The 15728-nt window shown below is 64.8% G+C and carries 15 protein-coding genes; 8 read left to right on the top strand and 7 right to left on the bottom strand.

Translation table 11 applies throughout. From position 1 onward, the window contains the following. The 3 genes from B5V02_RS03605 to B5V02_RS03595 are packed head-to-tail and all read right to left on the bottom strand — an operon-like array spanning position 1 to position 4364. Positions 1-1884 carry an ABC transporter ATP-binding protein gene (locus B5V02_RS03605; RefSeq protein WP_111542860.1) on the bottom strand — a complete coding sequence of 628 codons (1884 nt, stop codon included), beginning with the start codon at positions 1882-1884 and terminating at the stop codon, positions 1-3. A 10-nt stretch (positions 1885-1894) separates the two neighbouring features. Further along, on the bottom strand, positions 1895-3778 hold the full coding sequence (locus B5V02_RS03600; RefSeq protein ID WP_111542859.1) for an ABC transporter ATP-binding protein: 1884 nt from the start codon (positions 3776-3778) through the stop codon (positions 1895-1897). 28 nt (positions 3779-3806) lie between these two features. Beyond that, positions 3807-4364 (bottom strand): hypothetical protein, encoded by a 558-nt coding sequence (locus tag B5V02_RS03595; RefSeq protein WP_167458357.1) that lies wholly within the window; start codon positions 4362-4364, stop codon positions 3807-3809. A 285-nt stretch (positions 4365-4649) separates the two neighbouring features. Here B5V02_RS03595 and B5V02_RS03590 point away from each other — a divergent pair, with 285 nt between their 5' ends. Beyond that, entirely contained in the window at positions 4650-5108 is a 459-nt protein-coding gene (locus B5V02_RS03590) for a tRNA (cytidine(34)-2'-O)-methyltransferase (protein ID WP_111542858.1), read from the top strand. 219 nt (positions 5109-5327) lie between these two features. Next, on the top strand, positions 5328-5798 hold the full coding sequence (gene soxR / locus B5V02_RS03585) for a redox-sensitive transcriptional activator SoxR (protein ID WP_111542857.1): 471 nt from the start codon (positions 5328-5330) through the stop codon (positions 5796-5798). Between the two features lie 102 nt (positions 5799-5900). Here the strand turns inward: soxR and B5V02_RS03580 are convergent, their stop codons facing one another. After that, positions 5901-6158, bottom strand: a complete 258-nt coding sequence (locus tag B5V02_RS03580) for a hypothetical protein (RefSeq protein WP_013529975.1) — start codon at positions 6156-6158, stop codon at positions 5901-5903. Positions 6159-6273: 115 nt separating this feature from the next. Between B5V02_RS03580 and hemF the strand changes: the two genes are divergently transcribed. From hemF to B5V02_RS03565, 3 genes are all read left to right on the top strand, one after another. Further along, positions 6274-7188, top strand: a complete 915-nt coding sequence (gene hemF, locus B5V02_RS03575) for an oxygen-dependent coproporphyrinogen oxidase (RefSeq protein WP_111542856.1) — start codon at positions 6274-6276, stop codon at positions 7186-7188. Between the two features lie 312 nt (positions 7189-7500). Beyond that, the gene (locus B5V02_RS03570; protein WP_095091696.1) at positions 7501-7761 is read left to right on the top strand and encodes a DUF1344 domain-containing protein; all 261 of its coding nucleotides are present in this window, start codon (positions 7501-7503) and stop codon (positions 7759-7761) included. A 227-nt stretch (positions 7762-7988) separates the two neighbouring features. Continuing rightward, positions 7989-8174 (top strand): DUF1059 domain-containing protein, encoded by a 186-nt coding sequence (locus B5V02_RS03565; protein ID WP_111542855.1) that lies wholly within the window; start codon positions 7989-7991, stop codon positions 8172-8174. Between the two features lie 62 nt (positions 8175-8236). Here B5V02_RS03565 and B5V02_RS03560 read toward each other — a convergent pair whose 3' ends face one another. The 3 genes from B5V02_RS03560 to B5V02_RS03550 are packed head-to-tail and all read right to left on the bottom strand — an operon-like array spanning position 8237 to position 10760. Beyond that, positions 8237-9502 (bottom strand): CCA tRNA nucleotidyltransferase, encoded by a 1266-nt coding sequence (locus tag B5V02_RS03560; protein ID WP_111542854.1) that lies wholly within the window; start codon positions 9500-9502, stop codon positions 8237-8239. Then, positions 9499-10131: a CoA pyrophosphatase gene (locus B5V02_RS03555; RefSeq protein WP_111542853.1), complete on the bottom strand. Its 633-nt coding sequence runs from the start codon at positions 10129-10131 to the stop codon at positions 9499-9501. The genes B5V02_RS03560 and B5V02_RS03555 overlap by 4 nt, the downstream gene beginning before the upstream one ends. Then, positions 10131-10760 (bottom strand): DUF1285 domain-containing protein, encoded by a 630-nt coding sequence (locus tag B5V02_RS03550; RefSeq protein ID WP_111542852.1) that lies wholly within the window; start codon positions 10758-10760, stop codon positions 10131-10133. The genes B5V02_RS03555 and B5V02_RS03550 overlap by 1 nt, the downstream gene beginning before the upstream one ends. A gap of 142 nt (positions 10761-10902) precedes the next feature. Here B5V02_RS03550 and B5V02_RS03545 point away from each other — a divergent pair, with 142 nt between their 5' ends. From B5V02_RS03545 to B5V02_RS03535, 3 genes are read left to right on the top strand one after another with little or no spacing between them, the layout of a single operon-like run. Then, positions 10903-11907 (top strand): AAA family ATPase, encoded by a 1005-nt coding sequence (locus tag B5V02_RS03545; RefSeq protein WP_111542851.1) that lies wholly within the window; start codon positions 10903-10905, stop codon positions 11905-11907. After that, entirely contained in the window at positions 11907-12869 is a 963-nt protein-coding gene (locus tag B5V02_RS03540; RefSeq protein WP_111542850.1) for a DUF58 domain-containing protein, read from the top strand. Before B5V02_RS03545 ends, B5V02_RS03540 begins: the two co-directional genes overlap by 1 nt. Then, positions 12866-15673, top strand: coding sequence for a DUF4159 domain-containing protein (locus B5V02_RS03535; RefSeq protein ID WP_111542849.1), 2808 nt, complete (start codon positions 12866-12868; stop codon positions 15671-15673). The genes B5V02_RS03540 and B5V02_RS03535 overlap by 4 nt, the downstream gene beginning before the upstream one ends. Positions 15674-15728 lie beyond the last annotated feature (55 nt).

Raw genomic sequence — 15728 nt, 5'->3', positions numbered from 1 at the left:
TCACTCCGCCGGCCGCGTCTCTTCGAGCACGCTGTCCTCGTGATAGAGGAAGCCGCCGGACTGCCGCTTCCACAGCCGCGCATAGAGCCCATCAAGCGCCACCAGCTCGTCATGCGTGCCTTGCTCGACGATGCGGCCACCGTCGAGGACCACCAGCCGGTCGAGCGCGGCGATGGTCGACAGCCGGTGAGCGATGGCGATGACCGTCTTGTTCTCCATCAGCCGCGTCAAATTCTCCTGGATCGCCGCTTCGATGTCCGAGTCCAGCGCCGAGGTCGCCTCATCGAGGATCAGGATCGGCGCGTCCTTGAGGAAGACGCGGGCGATCGCCACGCGCTGGCGCTGGCCGCCCGACAGCTTGACGCCGCGCTCGCCGACAAAGGCCTCGTAGCCGGCGCGGTCCCGGTTGTCGCGAAGGCCCAGGATGAATTCGTGCGCCTCGGCTTTCCTGGCCGCCGCGATCACTTCGGCGTCGGTCGCGTCAGGCATGCCAAGCTTGATGTTGTCGCGCAGCGAACGGTGGAACAGTGCGGTGTCCTGGCTGACGACACCGATATTGGCGCGCAGCGAATTCTGCGTGACACCAGCGACGTCCTGGCCATCGATGGTGATGGACCCGCTTTCCAGATCGTAAAGCCGCAGGATCAGATTGGCGAGCGTGGTCTTGCCGGCGCCGGACGGTCCGACCAGCCCGACCTTCTCACCCGGCCGCACGACAAGGTCGATGCCATTGAGCACGCCGAACCCCTTGCCGTAGTGGAACTCGACGTTCTTCACCTCGATGCGCCCGCCGGCTACCACGAGTTCCTTTGCGCCGGGCGCATCGGTGAGGCCGAGCGGCTGCGAGATCAGCGCCTTGGAGTTTTCCAGCACACCGAGGTTACGCAGGATGCCGTTGAGCTGCATCATCAGCCGGCCGAGCAGCATGTTGAGCCGCAGCACCAGCGACAGCGTGAAGGCGACCGCGCCAACGGTGATCGAGCCCTCGACCCAGAGATAGACGGCAAAGCAGCCGATCGCCGTGATCATGATGCCCGACAGCGTCGTCAGCGCCATGCGCACGCCGGTCAGCCGGCGGGTGAAGGGGCGTAGCGCGTCGAGATAGATGTCGAAGCCGTTCTTGATGTAGCGGTCGTCGCCATCGGCCGAGAACAATTTCAGCGTCTGCACGTTGGAATAGGAATCGACGATGCGGCCGTTGATCATCGAGCCGGCCTCGGCGGTTTCCTCGGCGTGCTTGCGGATTGCCGGCACATAGAGCTTGGCCAGCCAGCCGAAGGCGGAAATCCAGATCACCACCAGCAACGCCAGCCTGAGGTCCAGCCCGGCCACCAGTGCCAGCGTCGTCACCGTATAGACGAGCATGAACCAGACGACCTCGATGAAGCTTTCCATCAGGTCGCCGGTGGCCTGGCCCGCCTGCCAGACCTTGGTGGCGATGCGGCCGGCGAAATCGTTCTGGAAGAAGGCGTAGGATTGGCGCGACACATGCCGGTGCGCCTGCCAGCGCACCAGATTGTAGAAGCCGGGCGTGATCGTCTGTTCGTCGACCAGCGCCGACAGGCCAACGACGATGGTGCGGATGACCAGCACCACCGCGATCATGAACACAAGTTCGGAGCCGGCGGCATTCCACAGCGCGTGCCAGCTGCGCTCGCCGGGAAGCTGGTCGAGAATGTCGACCAGCCGCCCGACGAAGTAGAACAGCCCGGCCTCGACCAGCGGCGCGATGCCGCCGATGACCAGCATGGCGAAAAAGGCGAACTTCGCCTGACCGACATAGTGCCAGAGAAAACCGCCGACGCTGGTGGGTGGCCGAAGATTCGCCGGCTCCCTGAACGGATAGACCCAGTTCTCGAACCAGCGATAGACGGCAGTCATCATGCGGCGGCCATCATTCTGCGGCTTGCCCCTTTGCAAGTGCGTCATTGGCGGCATCGGCCGGGCCGTCCTCGAGCAGGAACCCGCCCGACTGACGCTGCCAGAGCTGCGCGTAGAGCCCGCCCTGGGCGACGAGCTCCTCGTGCGAACCTTCCTCGATGACGCGGCCCTTGTCCATCACCACCAGCCTGTCCATCGCCGCGATGGTCGACAGCCGGTGCGCGATGGCGATGACGGTCTTGCCTTGCATGAGCTTGTAGAGATTCTCCTGGATGGCCGCCTCAGCTTCGGAATCGAGCGCGGAGGTCGCCTCGTCAAGGATAAGAATCGGTGCGTCCTTCAACATAACGCGAGCAATGGCGATGCGCTGCCGCTGGCCGCCGGACAATTTGACGCCGCGATCGCCGACGTGAGCATCGAATCCCTTGCGGTCCTTGGCATCCGAAAGCCCGGCGATGAAGTCCAGTGCCTCGGCGCGCCGTGCCGCCTCGACAAGCAACTCGTCGCTGGCATCGGGCCGGCCATAGAGGATGTTCTCGCGCACCGAACGATGCAGCAGCGAGGTGTCCTGCGTGACCATGGCGATCTGCGCGCGCAGCGAATCCTGCGTCACGCCAGCGATCTCCTGGCCGTCGATCAGGATCTTGCCACTCTCCAGGTCGTAGAAGCGCAGCAGAAGGTTGACCAGCGTCGACTTGCCGGCGCCCGAGCGGCCGACAATGCCGACCTTTTCCCCGGGCTTCACCGTCAGCGACAGGCTCTCGATGACACCTTTCTGCTTGCCATAGTGGAAGCGGATGTCGTCGAAGCGGATCTCGCCCCTGGTGACGGCGATATCCTTCGCCCCCGGCCGGTCCTCGACCAGGCGCGGCAACGAGATCGAGGCGATGCCGTCCTGCACCGTGCCGATGTTCTCGAACAGGCCCGACATCTCCCACATGATCCACTGCGACATGCCCCACATCCGGAGCACCAGCCCGATGACCACGGCAACCGCGCCGATCGTCACCGCCTGGCCCAGCCACAGCCACAGCGACAGTGCGGTGACCGAGAACAGCAGCAGCGCGTTCAGGATATAGAGGACGCCATACAGCACCGTCACCAGCCGCATCGACCGGTAGACCGTGTCGAGGAAGCCGGCCATGCCCTCCTTGGCGAAGGATGCTTCGCGGCGAGCATGGCTGAACAGCTTGACCGTCTGGATGTTGCTGTAGCTGTCGACGACGCGGCCGGTCATGGTCGATCGGGCATTGGCCTGTTCTTCGCCGACCTTGCCCAGCCGCGGAATGAAATAGCGCAGCAGCAGGACATAGCCGACGAGCCAGACAACAAGCGGCGTTGCCAGCCGCCAGTCGGCCGAGCCGACGATGAACAGCATGCCAAGGAAATAGACGATGACGTAGTTCAGCACATCGATCAGCTTGATGACGCATTCGCGCACGGCGAGCGCCGTCTGCATCAGCTTGGTGGCGATGCGGCCGGCGAACTCGTCCTGGTAGAAGCTCATCGATTGCTTGAGCAGGTAGCGGTGCACCTGCCAGCGGATGCGCATGGGATAGTTGCCCATCAGCGTCTGCTGGTTGAGCAGCGAATGGAGCCACACAGTGCCCGGCAGCGCGAACAGCACGATGAAGGCCATGCCGGCGAGCTTCCAGGCTTCCGTCTGCAGGAAGGTTTCGCGATTCTGGCCCGACAGCCAGTCGACGATGCGGCCGAGGAAGCCGAACATCCACACTTCCGCGATGGCGATGGCCGTCACCAGCACCGCGTCGACAAGGATATAGGGCCAGGCGCCGCGTGTGTAATGCACGCAGAAGGCTACCAGCGTCTTGGGCGGCTCGACCGGTTCCGCTGCCGGGAACGGGTCGAGCCTTTTTTCAAACCAGCTGAACAACATAGATCATGCTCACAAATCTGATTTCCGCTCACGCGGCACGCGAACGTACGAAGTCCCCGGACCGCACGGCGTCGAGGGCCGACGGTCCGGAATCACCCGGACCGTCGGCCTCGCTTCGCGCAATATAGGGGCTCGCGGCCTTTTCGCCGACAGGCTCTTTTGCTGATCCTGACGGTGCGGTGTCGACAAGTCGGATCTTCGCGCCAGGTCGGATCAGCCGGATGATCCGGCGCACCAGCGACGGCCGGCTGTGATCGGGAACCGCGCGCGAGAAATCGACATCCGGCAGCATGCCGCGATGCGGCCGACGGCGAACTTCGGCATGAACCGCCGACGAATAGGTTTCGCCGATCAGCAGCGCCCAGGTAGCCCTTTTCTGGTCGTGCAGGCTCCTTGAGCCCGGTATTCTGTAGGGATCGAACATCGGCCCGTCCTCCGTGTGAAAATAGAGATAAAAAGGCGAATCCATATCGTCCGCCGGCATTCGGCCGGAGGCATGGATTGCGTCGGTCGAGACATGACGGCGAGCGTCGGTCCGGACATGTTCAGGTGGGGCGTTCAGCCCCTTTGACAGTTTGAAAAACATCGCAGGATTCCTTCGAGAGCCGAAAAAGCGTTTCGGCGGGAATCGGTGCGATCAAGTCTTAGAGAGTCAGGAGAATCGTCGTACCGAAACCGCCGTGGGGGCGTACAAGCCCACAAGAGGGGCGCTGGATGTGCATGGTCATCATGAATTTCCCCTCCATCGGTTCGGGTTGACAATGGACCTGACATACCCGACTTCGCAGAAAATGGCCACCCGCAGGTCCAGCAATTTCCAAAACCGCGAGCCCGCTGTGGCCGATCTGCCACTTATTAGAAGGACGCGGAAATGAACGACCGTCTCCGCATCGCGCTCTACCAGCCTGATATCGCCGGCAACACCGGAACAATCCTGCGCTTTGCCGCTTGCCTCGGACTTGGCGTCGACATCATCGAACCAGCCGGCTTTCCGCTCTCCGACCGGGCGCTCAAGCGAGCCGGCATGGATTACCTCGAAATGGCCGATCTGACCCGGCATGTCGACTGGCACGCCTTCGAGGACTGGCGCAAGGCCGGCACGCGCCGGCTGGTGCTTCTGTCGACCAAAGCCGCGGTTCCCTACACGAGCTTCACCTTCGCCAGTGGCGACATCCTTTTGTTCGGCCGCGAATCCGCAGGCGTGCCGGATCCTGTCCATCAGGCGGCGGATGCGCGGCTGACCATCCCCATGCAAGGTGCGGCGCGCAGCATCAACGTCGCGCTTACCGTCGCCATGGTGGCGGGCGAAGCCATCCGGCAACTCGGGTAAAGCAATTCCAGGAAAAGTGTGAAGCGGTTTTCCCGGGAAAAGCGCATAGCGCTTTCCCTTGGGAATTGCGTCAAGACGCTCTATCGGCTTGCCGTCTCCCGTCATCTTGACCCAGGCGCACATCGCCTTCTCCTTCGTTTGAACATCCTGGGTTTCTTCGCTACAAGCTCAACTTAACTTGAGGTCAAGCGGAAAAAATTGGGGGCGGAAAAGTCAGGAATGGCACCGGCAACGGAATTGACGGTCGGCCAGGTGGCCATGCGCAGCGGGGTGGCGGTGTCGGCGCTGCATTTCTATGAGGCGCGCGGCCTGATACGCAGCCACCGCACATCGGGCAACCAGCGCCGCTACGGCCGCGACGTGCTGCGGCGCGTGGCGATCATCAAGGTCGCGCAGGAGGTCGGCATCTCGCTGGCCGAGATCGGCGCGGCATTGGCATCCCTGCCCGAGGGCCGCACGCCGACGCGCGACGACTGGAACCTTTTGTCGACCACCTGGCGCGACGGACTCGATCACAAGATCGCCCAGTTGAAGAAACTGCGCGACGGGCTGACCGACTGCATCGGCTGCGGCTGCATGTCGATCGACAAATGCCCGCTGCGGAACAAGGGCGACCGGCTGGCAAGGGAAGGCACGGGAGCGAGAAGGCTGGTTCATCCTTCTCCCCGTTCACGGGGAGAAGGCGCCTGAACGAAGTGAAGGCGGATGAGGGGCAGCGCCGACATTGAAGGTTTGCGCCGCCCCTCACCTGCCTGCCGGCATCCTCTCCCCGTAAACGGGGCGAGGAAATCCTTAATCCGCCGCCGGCAACCGCCTGATTGTGAACTCGATCAGGTCACCCGGCCGCTCGAACCAGCTTTCGATTTCGGTCCAGTAGGCCTGTTTGGGAAAGCGCTCGAACCATTCCTTGGCCTTGAGGCGCGCATCGGAGCGCGGCAGCACGAACGTCTCGCGCAGGAAACCGTCGCGCGGCATACGCACGCGCTCAGCCCGGCTTTGGTCGAGCCTTTTCTTCAGGCCATCCAGCGGTGGTCTTGCCGGGGTGCGCACGAAACAACTCCTTGCACCGTAATGACACTTGACCCTTGCCCTTAAGAGATTAGGGATCGCGCCGGCAAAAGACGAGTCATTTGTAGGGCTAGCCGCCCGCAACCGGAGACGGCACTTGGAACGACCTGAAATACCGGCAGGCCTGCCCGCCGACATCGAACAGAAGAAGATGAAGGCGCGCCTGTGGTTCGAGGCGCTGCGCGAACGCATCTGCAGCGCCTTCGAGCAGATCGAGCAGGATCTTGGCGGCCCGCTGGCCTCGTGGTCGCCAGGCCGTTTCGAAAAGACGCCGTGGGAGCGCGATCAAGGCAAGGGCGGCGGCGGCACCATGTCGATGATGCACGGCCGCGTCTTCGAGAAGGTCGGCGTCCACACCTCGACGGTCTATGGCGAGTTCTCACCCGAATTCAGGAAGCAGATGCCCGGCGCCGAGGAAGACCCGCGCTTCTGGGCCAGCGGCATTTCGCTGATCGCCCACCCCTGGAACCCCAACGTTCCGGCCGTGCACATGAACACGCGCATGGTTGTCACCTCGCGCCAATGGTTCGGCGGCGGCGCCGATTTGACGCCGGTGCTCGACCGCCGCCGCGCCCAGGACGATCCCGATACCATCGCCTTCCATCGGGCAATGCAGTTCGCTTGCGAGAAGAGCCCCGAGGTCGCCGACTATCCGAAATTCAAGGCCTGGTGCGACGAGTATTTCTATCTGCCGCATCGCAACGAGCCGCGCGGCACCGGCGGCATTTTCTTCGACTGGCTGCATTCAGGCGAGGACAAAGGCGGCTGGAATGCCGATTTCAACTTCGTCCAGGATGTCGGCCGCGCCTTTCTCGTCGTCTACGGCCACCTTGTGCGCGCCAACTTCAACGAGAACTGGACCGACGGCGACCGTGACGAACAGCTCATCCGCCGTGGCCGCTATGTCGAATTCAACCTGCTTCACGATCGCGGCACCATCTTCGGACTGAAGACCGGCGGCAATGTCGCGTCCATCCTCTCCAGCCTGCCGCCCGAGGTCCGCTGGCCGTAACAAAATGGTGAGCGCGATGTGAGCCCCATTGATGTCCCATTTGCTCGAAATGGGCATGGAATGTGGCACGCGGCGCTTCGAAAAATTTCTTTTTTCGTCTAATAGGCGATTGAAAAGACTGGCCTATTTTTTGCGCCGGGTCGGGAAGCGCCGGCGGTTCGCCTGACAGCAATTCCAGGAAAAGCGTGAAACGGTTTTCCGTCCGGAATTGCGTCAAGACAACGCGAGCCGCGACCCGACGCGACCGGACGGCCCAGACGATGCGGGACATCTTCGTCAAAGGATACCCGCTTTCTCCAGGAGTACTTCGCAATGCGCAAGATCATTGTTTCGGCTGCCGCCGCTGCCCTTCTCGCTTCCGGTTCAGTGGCATTCGCCGCCGTCAAGCACACCACCGGAACGATCAAGACCTTTGACGCAACGGCCATGAGCCTTGTCCTCGATGACGGATCGTCTTTTACGCTTCCTAAGACCTTCAAGGATCCTGGCCTGCAGGTCGGTGAAAAGGTTCGCGTCTCATGGGAGATGAGCGGCAAGAACAAGGTTGCCGAGGCCGTCAAGATCGCAAAGTGACGGCCTGCCTTCCACAGCAGGACGAGACAATGTCTGGTCCTGTTTCGGGGTAGCGTAAGAGGGCGGAGCAGCGCTGCTCCGCCTTTTCGCCGTTGACTGCAACCAATGCCACCCCATCTGTGTTATGCTGTCCCCCGCTTGCGGCACCGAGATCCAATCCTGGATTTGGACCATGAGCCAAAAAAGTACCGGAGCCTCAGGCTCCACGGAGGAAAAGGAGAAATCCAATGAAGGAATTTCACTGCGGGTCGCTCGTGCCCGGCTGTGACTGGCACACGCGTGCCGGCGAGGAGGCCGAGGTCATGCGCCGTGCCGTCGAGCACATGCGCGAGACGCATGGCGAGGCGGTCATCCGCGAGACGATGATCGAGGCGATCCGCTCACGCATCGAGAAGACCCGCGACGCGGCGTGATACCAGCAATTCCACGAAAAGTGTTCAGCGGTTTTCCGTCTGGAATTGCGCTGACAAATACTCTACCCGGCCTTCAAGGCTTCCGCGGCGCGTTCAAGCAGCGCGCCGCGATCGGGCGCAAATCCCGCTTCGACCCATTCCGTCTCAAGGTTCTTGAGGATTTCGCCAAGCTTCGGCCCTGGAGTTGCGCCGAGCGCGGTCAGATCGGCACCTTTTAGCGGAAACAACGGCTTTTCCCATTTCAGAGCAAAGGCAAGCAGACGCGAAAAGCCGCCGGCTTCGAGCAACGCGTCATTGTCCTCGACAGCGCGCACCCGCGCTGCTGCAAGCGACAGCCGCAGACGGTCGACAAACCCTCGCCGGTCGCCACGATAGAGCCGCTTTGCCAGCTCGCCCTCGGTCGTCTTCGGCTCGACGGCGGTGGCAAGCGCCCAGTGGCGCAGGCGATCCGCTTCGGCAGTCGAAAATTTGAGCCGCTCGGCGAGCGTCTTCATGCGCGCGGCATCCGGCGGCACGATCGCTTCCAGCCTGAGCAACGGATCGGGTGCCCAGCCCAGATCCTTCTCGGCCTTGGTCAGCCCGTGGATCGCATCGATGCCCCATTTCTCGCTTTCCGGCAGCGCGGCGGTCAAGACGCTGGCCTGCCGCATCCAAAGCAGCGCCCGCGAGGGATCAGGCGCCGACAACAGCTTCTTCAGTTCCGACCAGATGCGCTCGGCCGAAAGCTGGGCCAGCCCTTCCTTCAGCCGGGCACAGGCTTTCAGTCCCTCGGCATCCGGCCGGCCATCGCCATACCAGGCGAAGAAACGGAAGAAGCGCAGGATGCGCAGATAATCCTCGCGGATGCGCGCTTCCGCATCACCGATGAAGCGCAGCCGGCGCGCCTCGATGTCGGCGATGCCGCCGACCAGGTCGATGACAGCGCCGTCGGCCTCGGCATAGAGCGCGTTGATGGTGAAATCGCGCCGCTCGGCGTCAAGCTTCCAGTCGCGCCCGAACGAGACCTTGGCGCGACGGCCATCGGTCTCGATATCGGCGCGCAAGGTGGTGATCTCATAGGGCTTGCCGCCCGCGACCACCGTGATCGTCCCATGCTCGATGCCGGTCGGCACCGCCTTGAAGCCTTCCGCCTCGGCGCGGCGAATGGTTTCCTGCGGCAGACACGTGGTGGCGATGTCGATGTCGGCGACCGGCTGGCTCATCAGCGTGTTGCGTACGGCACCACCGGCAACACGCGCCTCTTCACCGCCTTGCGCCAGTGCGGCAAGCAGGCGCTGCAGATGCTTGTCGCCGAGCCAGTCGGCCCTGCCCGCGATCGAGACACTCACGCATAGAGCCTTTCATACAGCGTACGGATGATGCCGGCGGTGACGCCCCAGATGCGCCGATCGCCATAAGGCATGTCGTAGAAGAACCATTCGAGATCGTTCCACATGCGGCTGTCGCGCTTGTGGTTGGCCGGGTCCATCAGGAAACGCAGCGGCACTTCGAAGGCGGCATCGACCTCGTCGACATTCAAGGTGAGCTGGAAACCCGGCCGCACGATGCCCAGCACCGGCGCGATGCGGTAGCCGCTGCCGGCGACATAGTCGGGCATGCGGCCGATGACCTCGACGCGATCCGGGCCAAGGCCGATTTCCTCGAAGGTCTCGCGCAACGCCGCCGCTTCGGGACTGGCATCGGTCGCATCGATGGTGCCGCCGGGAAAGGCCACTTGCCCCGAATGATTGCGCAGCTTTTCGGCCCGTTTGGTCAAGAGAACCGTCGCGTCGCCCTCATGATCGACCACCGGGATCAGCACCGCGGCATCGCGGAGTGCCTTGCTTTGGTTGAGGCGCGGATGGCCGGGATTGAAGCGATGATCGCCATAGTCGTCGCCGGCATGCGCATCCGGCTGCGCGGCAAAGCGCGCGCGAAAGTCCGCTGAGGAAAACGGCGCCTGCGACACCTGGTCCATCACGCGCTCAGCCGCTTCAGCTGGTCCGCCGGCATGATCGGAAAGACCGCTCCCTTGGAGCGCACGGCGAACATGGTCTTGCCGCCGATCTCGATCTCCTCGCCATGCCCGACCAGCTCGTACATCACCGGCCGCGCCACCAGCGCTTCCAGCCTGCCGCGCACCAGCACATAGGGCTTCAGTCCGCCAGTCTCGCTCTCGTCGACAAAGCGCAGCGGCCGCTCCGGCCCGGCCTCGACGACATCGCCGACATTGGTGCGGAAGGTGATGATCTGTGCGTCGCCGCTGCCCGAAACATCCATCTCCACGGCGATGAACGGCGCATCGGCGACGCGGATGCCGACCCGTTCCACCGGCGTCACCAGATAGGTCCTGCCGTCCGCATCCTTGCGCAGCACCGAGGAAAAAAGCTGCACCAGCGGCATGCGCCCGATCGGCGTGCCCAGATAGAACCAGGTGCCGTCGGCCTTGATCTCCATGTCGAGATCGCCGCAGAAGTCGGGATTCCAGCGCTCGACCGGCGCCGCGCCCTTGCCGGCACGGGCGGCGCGCGAGATCAGCGCCTCGAGACCGCGCGCTTCGGTGGCGGTCGTAAGGCTTTGTTGGCGATGTTCGGAGTGATCCGTCATGGTCACGAAATAGTCACTGTTGTTCCGCTTGTCAGCCTAAGTCTGTGATTTAAGTTCGAACATGGGCGCCACGCGAGGCCGAATCGCGGCAAACTATGCTATGGTGCGGGCCGGTATTTCCAACCACAAGGATCGATGCTGCATGAGCGTGATGGTCAAGGAAAGCCCGATCAGCGAAACCGATATGATCGCCGAGGCCGAAAAGGCGCTGGCCGACATCTCCCGGATCCGCGACGGGGTCGGCCGGGTCATCTTCGGCCAGGAAAGCGTCGTCGAGCGCACGCTGGTGGCGCTGCTGGCCGGCGGCCATGCGCTGCTGGTCGGCGTGCCGGGCCTCGCCAAGACCAAGCTGGTCGAGACGCTGGGCGTCGTGCTCGGCCTCGATTCACGCCGCATCCAGTTCACGCCCGACCTGATGCCGTCCGATATCCTCGGCTCCGAGGTGATGGAGCAGGACGAGTTCGGCAAGCGCTCCTTCCGTTTCATCTCCGGGCCGATCTTCGCCCAGCTTCTGATGGCCGACGAGATCAACCGCGCCTCGCCGCGCACCCAGTCGGCGCTGCTGCAGGCGATGCAGGAATACCACGTCACCATTGCCGGCGCCCGCCATGACCTGCCGGCGCCCTTCCATGTGCTGGCAACGCAGAACCCGCTGGAGCAGGAAGGCACCTATCCCCTACCCGAGGCCCAGCTCGACCGCTTCCTGATGCAGGTCGACATCCTCTATCCGGAAATCGAGGCCGAGCGCCGCATCCTTCTGGAAACCACCGGCATCGAGGACGCGAAGGCGCAGAACGTGCTGCAGCCGGTGCGGCTGAAGGAAATCCAGACGCTGATCCGCCGCATGCCGGTGCCGGAAAGCGTCGTCGAGGCGATCCTGACGCTGGTGCGCTCGGCGCGTCCCGGCCAGGGCAATGCCGAGACCGACAAGCATGTCGCCTGGGGCCCCGGTCCGCGCGCCAGCCAGGCGCTGATGCTGTGCACAAGGGCGCGCGCACTTTACGACGGGCGGCTGGCGCCCTCCATCGACGATGTCCGTGCGCTGGCCGAGCCGGTGCTGCAGCACCGCATGGCGCTGACCTTCGCCGCCCGCGCCGAGGGCACCAGCGTGCGCGACGTGGTGGCGAAGCTGGTGAAAGGGATTTGATGGCGCGCATCGGCGAGGTCCAGGCTCCGGCAGCGACGCGCGACGCGCTCGCCCGTGGCCGGTTGCGAGCCTCGCTGGTGCCCGACCTGCTGGTCGAGGCGCGCCGTATCGTCAACACCGTGATCGCCGGCTGGCACGGCCGCCGCAAGCGCGGCATCGGCGAGAATTTCTGGCAGTTCCGGCCCTATGTCGAAGGCGATTCCTCGCGCATCGACTGGCGCCGCTCGGCCCGCGACGATCATACCTATGTGCGCGACCGTGAATGGGAAGCCGCCCATACGGTCTGGCTGTGGGCCGACCCCTCGCCGTCGATGCTCTACAAGTCGACCGGCGCCAGCGTCTCCAAGCAATCGCGCGCGCTGGTGCTGGCGCTGGCCATGGCCGAGCTGTTGTCGCGCAGCGGCGAGCGCATCGCCTGGCCGGGCCTCACCGATCCGTTCACCGCCCGCAACGGCGCCGAGCGCATCGCCGCCCAGCTCATGCACGCCGGAGAACTGCCGGCAAAACCCGACCTGTCCGACATCCGCCGCTTCTGCGACATCGTCATCGCCAGCGATTTCCTCGACCCGGTCGAGGAAACGATGGGCTGGCTCGACGTGCTCGCCCGCCATGGCGTGCGCGCGCATCTGATCGAGGTCGCCGACCCGGCCGAGGAAACCTTTCCCTATGCCGGCCGCACCGAATTCACCGATCCCGAGACCGGCGACAAGCTGACCGCCGGCCGCGCCGAAATGCTGGGCGATGAGTACCGTCTGCTCTACACCGCCCGCCGCCACGAACTGGCCGCCTGGTGCAAGCGGCTCGGCTGGAGCTTTACCGTCAACCACACCGATCGGCTGGCTTCCGACGCGCTGGTGCGCCTGCACATGGCGATGACCGCCGATGGCGGTTATGCCGGGCTGGCCGGAAGTGGCCGGGCCGGGCTGACCGGAAGCGGTCATGCCGGAAAGGTCAGCGCATGAGCTGGCTGCCGCTCTCCTTTGGCGCCCCCACGGTGCTGTGGGGCCTGCTGGCGCTGCCGGTGATCTGGTGGCTGTTGCGGCTGACGCCGCCCAAGCCGCAGACCGAGATCTTCCCGCCGCTGAAGATCCTGGCGCGCGTGCTGAAGCGCGAGGAGACGCCGCATCAGAGCCCGTGGTGGCTGACGCTGCTCAGGCTGCTGATGGCCGCACTCATCGTCGCCGCCCTTGCCGAGCCGGTCTTCAACCCGCGCGAGAAACTGCCGGCCGAGGGGGCGGCCCTGGCGTTGGTCATCGACAATGACTGGGCAAGTGCCGCCGACTGGAACAAGCGCGTCGCCACCGCCGAGCGGCTGATCAACGACGCCGGCTCGAACGGCGTGCCGGTCGTCATCGCCTTCACCGCCGAAAAGCCCAATTCGGAAATCGGACCGTTCGATGCCGCCGCCGCCCTTGACCGGCTGCGCGCCGCCAAGCCGCGGCCGATCCCGACCGACCGGCCCGCCATCTATGCCCGCGTCGCCGGTGTGCTGGACACCTTGCCCGGCGCCAGCGTCGCCGTGCTTGCCGACGGCCTGGCGGCGAAGGGCGACGAGGCCGCCTTCAACACGCTGTTGTCGAAAAATGCCGCCCATGTCGTCTGGGCCAGTTCCGACCGGCTTTCGCTGACCGGCCTGATTGCCGCCGACAACCAGGTCGATGGCTTTGCCCTGACCGCCATCCGCGCGCCGGGCGACCCGGCTCCGGCGCAAGTCACCGCCGGCGCCTTCGACGACAAGGGCCGCCGCATCGCCGATGCGACGCTGACCTTCTCCCCAGGCGAAACCACCGCGACCGGCACCATGGCGGTGCCATTCGAGCTGCGCAACGACTTCGCCTCGATCGCGCTCGATGGCGAGCGGCAGGCCGGTGCGGTCCGTGTCTTAGACGAAAGCTCCAAGCGCCGTCGCGTCGGGCTGCTGTCGCAGGCCGAGGCCGACCAGGCGCAGCCGCTTTTGTCGCCGCTCTACTACATCAGGCGCGCGCTGCAGCCCTTCGCCGATCTTGTCGAACCCTCCAGCGCCGACCTCGCCGACGCCATCCCGCAGATCCTCGACCAGAAGCCGGCGATGATCGTCATGGCCGACATCGGCACTATTCCCGCACAGGTCCGGCAAAGGCTGGTCGACTGGGTCGACAATGGCGGCACGCTGGTGCGTTTCGCCGGCTCGCGGCTGGCCGCCGCCGGCAATGACGACGACCTGCTGCCGGTCCGCCTGCGCACCGGCGAGCGTTCGCTCGGCGGCGCGCTGTCATGGACCTCGCCGCAGCCGGTCACCGAATTCCCCAAGGCCGGCCCGTTCGCCGATCTTGCGCCGCCCACCGAGGTCACCGTCACCAGGCAGGTGCTGGCCGAGCCGACGCCCGACATCGTCGAGCGCACCTGGGCCGCACTCGCCGACGGCACGCCGCTGGTCACCGGACTGAAGAAAGGCAAGGGCACGCTGGTGCTCTTCCACGTCACACCCGAGGCGACCTGGTCGAACCTGCCGATCTCCGGCAGCTTCGTCGAGATGCTGCGCCGGATCGTGCAGCTGTCGCGCAACCAGGGAGCGGCGATCGCCAATGCCGAAGCTGCCGCGACCTCGCTGGCGCCTTACCGCATGATCTCAGCCGACGGCACACTGGTGCCGCCGACGCCGGATGCACGGCCTCTGGTGCCGGGTCCCGCGCTGGTGGTGACCTTCGAGAACCCGCCCGGCCTCTACGGCTCCGAGACCGGCGTCTTCGCCCACAATTTGCTCGATGCCGCAAGCACGCTGGCGCCACTGGCGCGCCCGCAAATCACTATTCCGGTCACATCAATCCAGTATGCCTTTGACGAATCGCGCAACCTGAAGGGCGCGCTGGTCGCGACCGCCCTGGTGCTGATGCTGCTCGACACGCTGGCGGTGTTCTGGATGGCCCGCCGGCCGCGCCGAGCCGGTGGCGTGGCCACCACCGCCGCGATCCTGATTGCGCTCGGCGCACTGTTCGGCCATGCCGATCCTGCCCGCGCCGACGACGCCAAACCGGGCGACGAGGTCGCCATCGAGGCGATAGCGAAGACCCGCATCGCCTATGTGCTGACTGGCGTGCCGGGCGACGATTCGATCAGCCGCGCCGGGCTCGAAGGCCTGACCCGCTTCCTGGTCGAGAAGACGGCGCTGGAACCCGGCACGCCGGCCGGTGTCGACATCGCGAAGGACGAGCTGTCGTTCTATCCGCTGATCTACTGGCCGATCGATCCGGCCGCACCAATGCCGAGCCAGGCCGCGATCGCCCGCATCGACGCCTATATGCAGCAGGGCGGCACGGTGCTGTTCGACACCCGCGACCAGTTCGCCAACGGCATCGGCGCCGATTCGACCAGCCCGGCGACGGAGCGGCTGCGCGACATCCTCGGCAACCTCAACGTGCCGCCGCTGGAACCGGTGCCGTCCGACCACGTGCTGACCAAATCCTTCTTCATCCTGCCCGAATTTCCCGGCCGCTTCAGTGGCAGCCCGCTCTGGGTCGAGGCCTCGCTCGACGCCAGCAATGCCGAGAACCGGCCGGTGCGCACCGGCGACGGCGTCTCGCCGATCATGATCACCGCCAATGATTTCGCCGGCGCCTGGGCGGTCGACGAGAATGGCGATCCGCTGCTGCCGACCGTGCCGGCGGACCCGATGCAGCGCATCTACGCGCTGCGCGCCGGCGTCAACATCATGATGTACATGCTGACCGGCAACTACAAATCCGACCAGGTGCACGTGCCCATACTGCTCGAACGGCTGGGGCAGTAGGATGACGTTCCTTGCTGCGCTCCCTACGCGGATCGACCCTCCCCACACGGGCGAG

Origin of the sequence: Mesorhizobium kowhaii (genome assembly GCF_003253745.1) — a bacterium.
GTDB lineage: Bacteria > Pseudomonadota > Alphaproteobacteria > Rhizobiales > Rhizobiaceae > Mesorhizobium > Mesorhizobium kowhaii.
The sequence above is the reverse complement of the archived record's forward strand: the minus strand, read 5'-3'. Positions and strand labels throughout refer to the sequence as shown.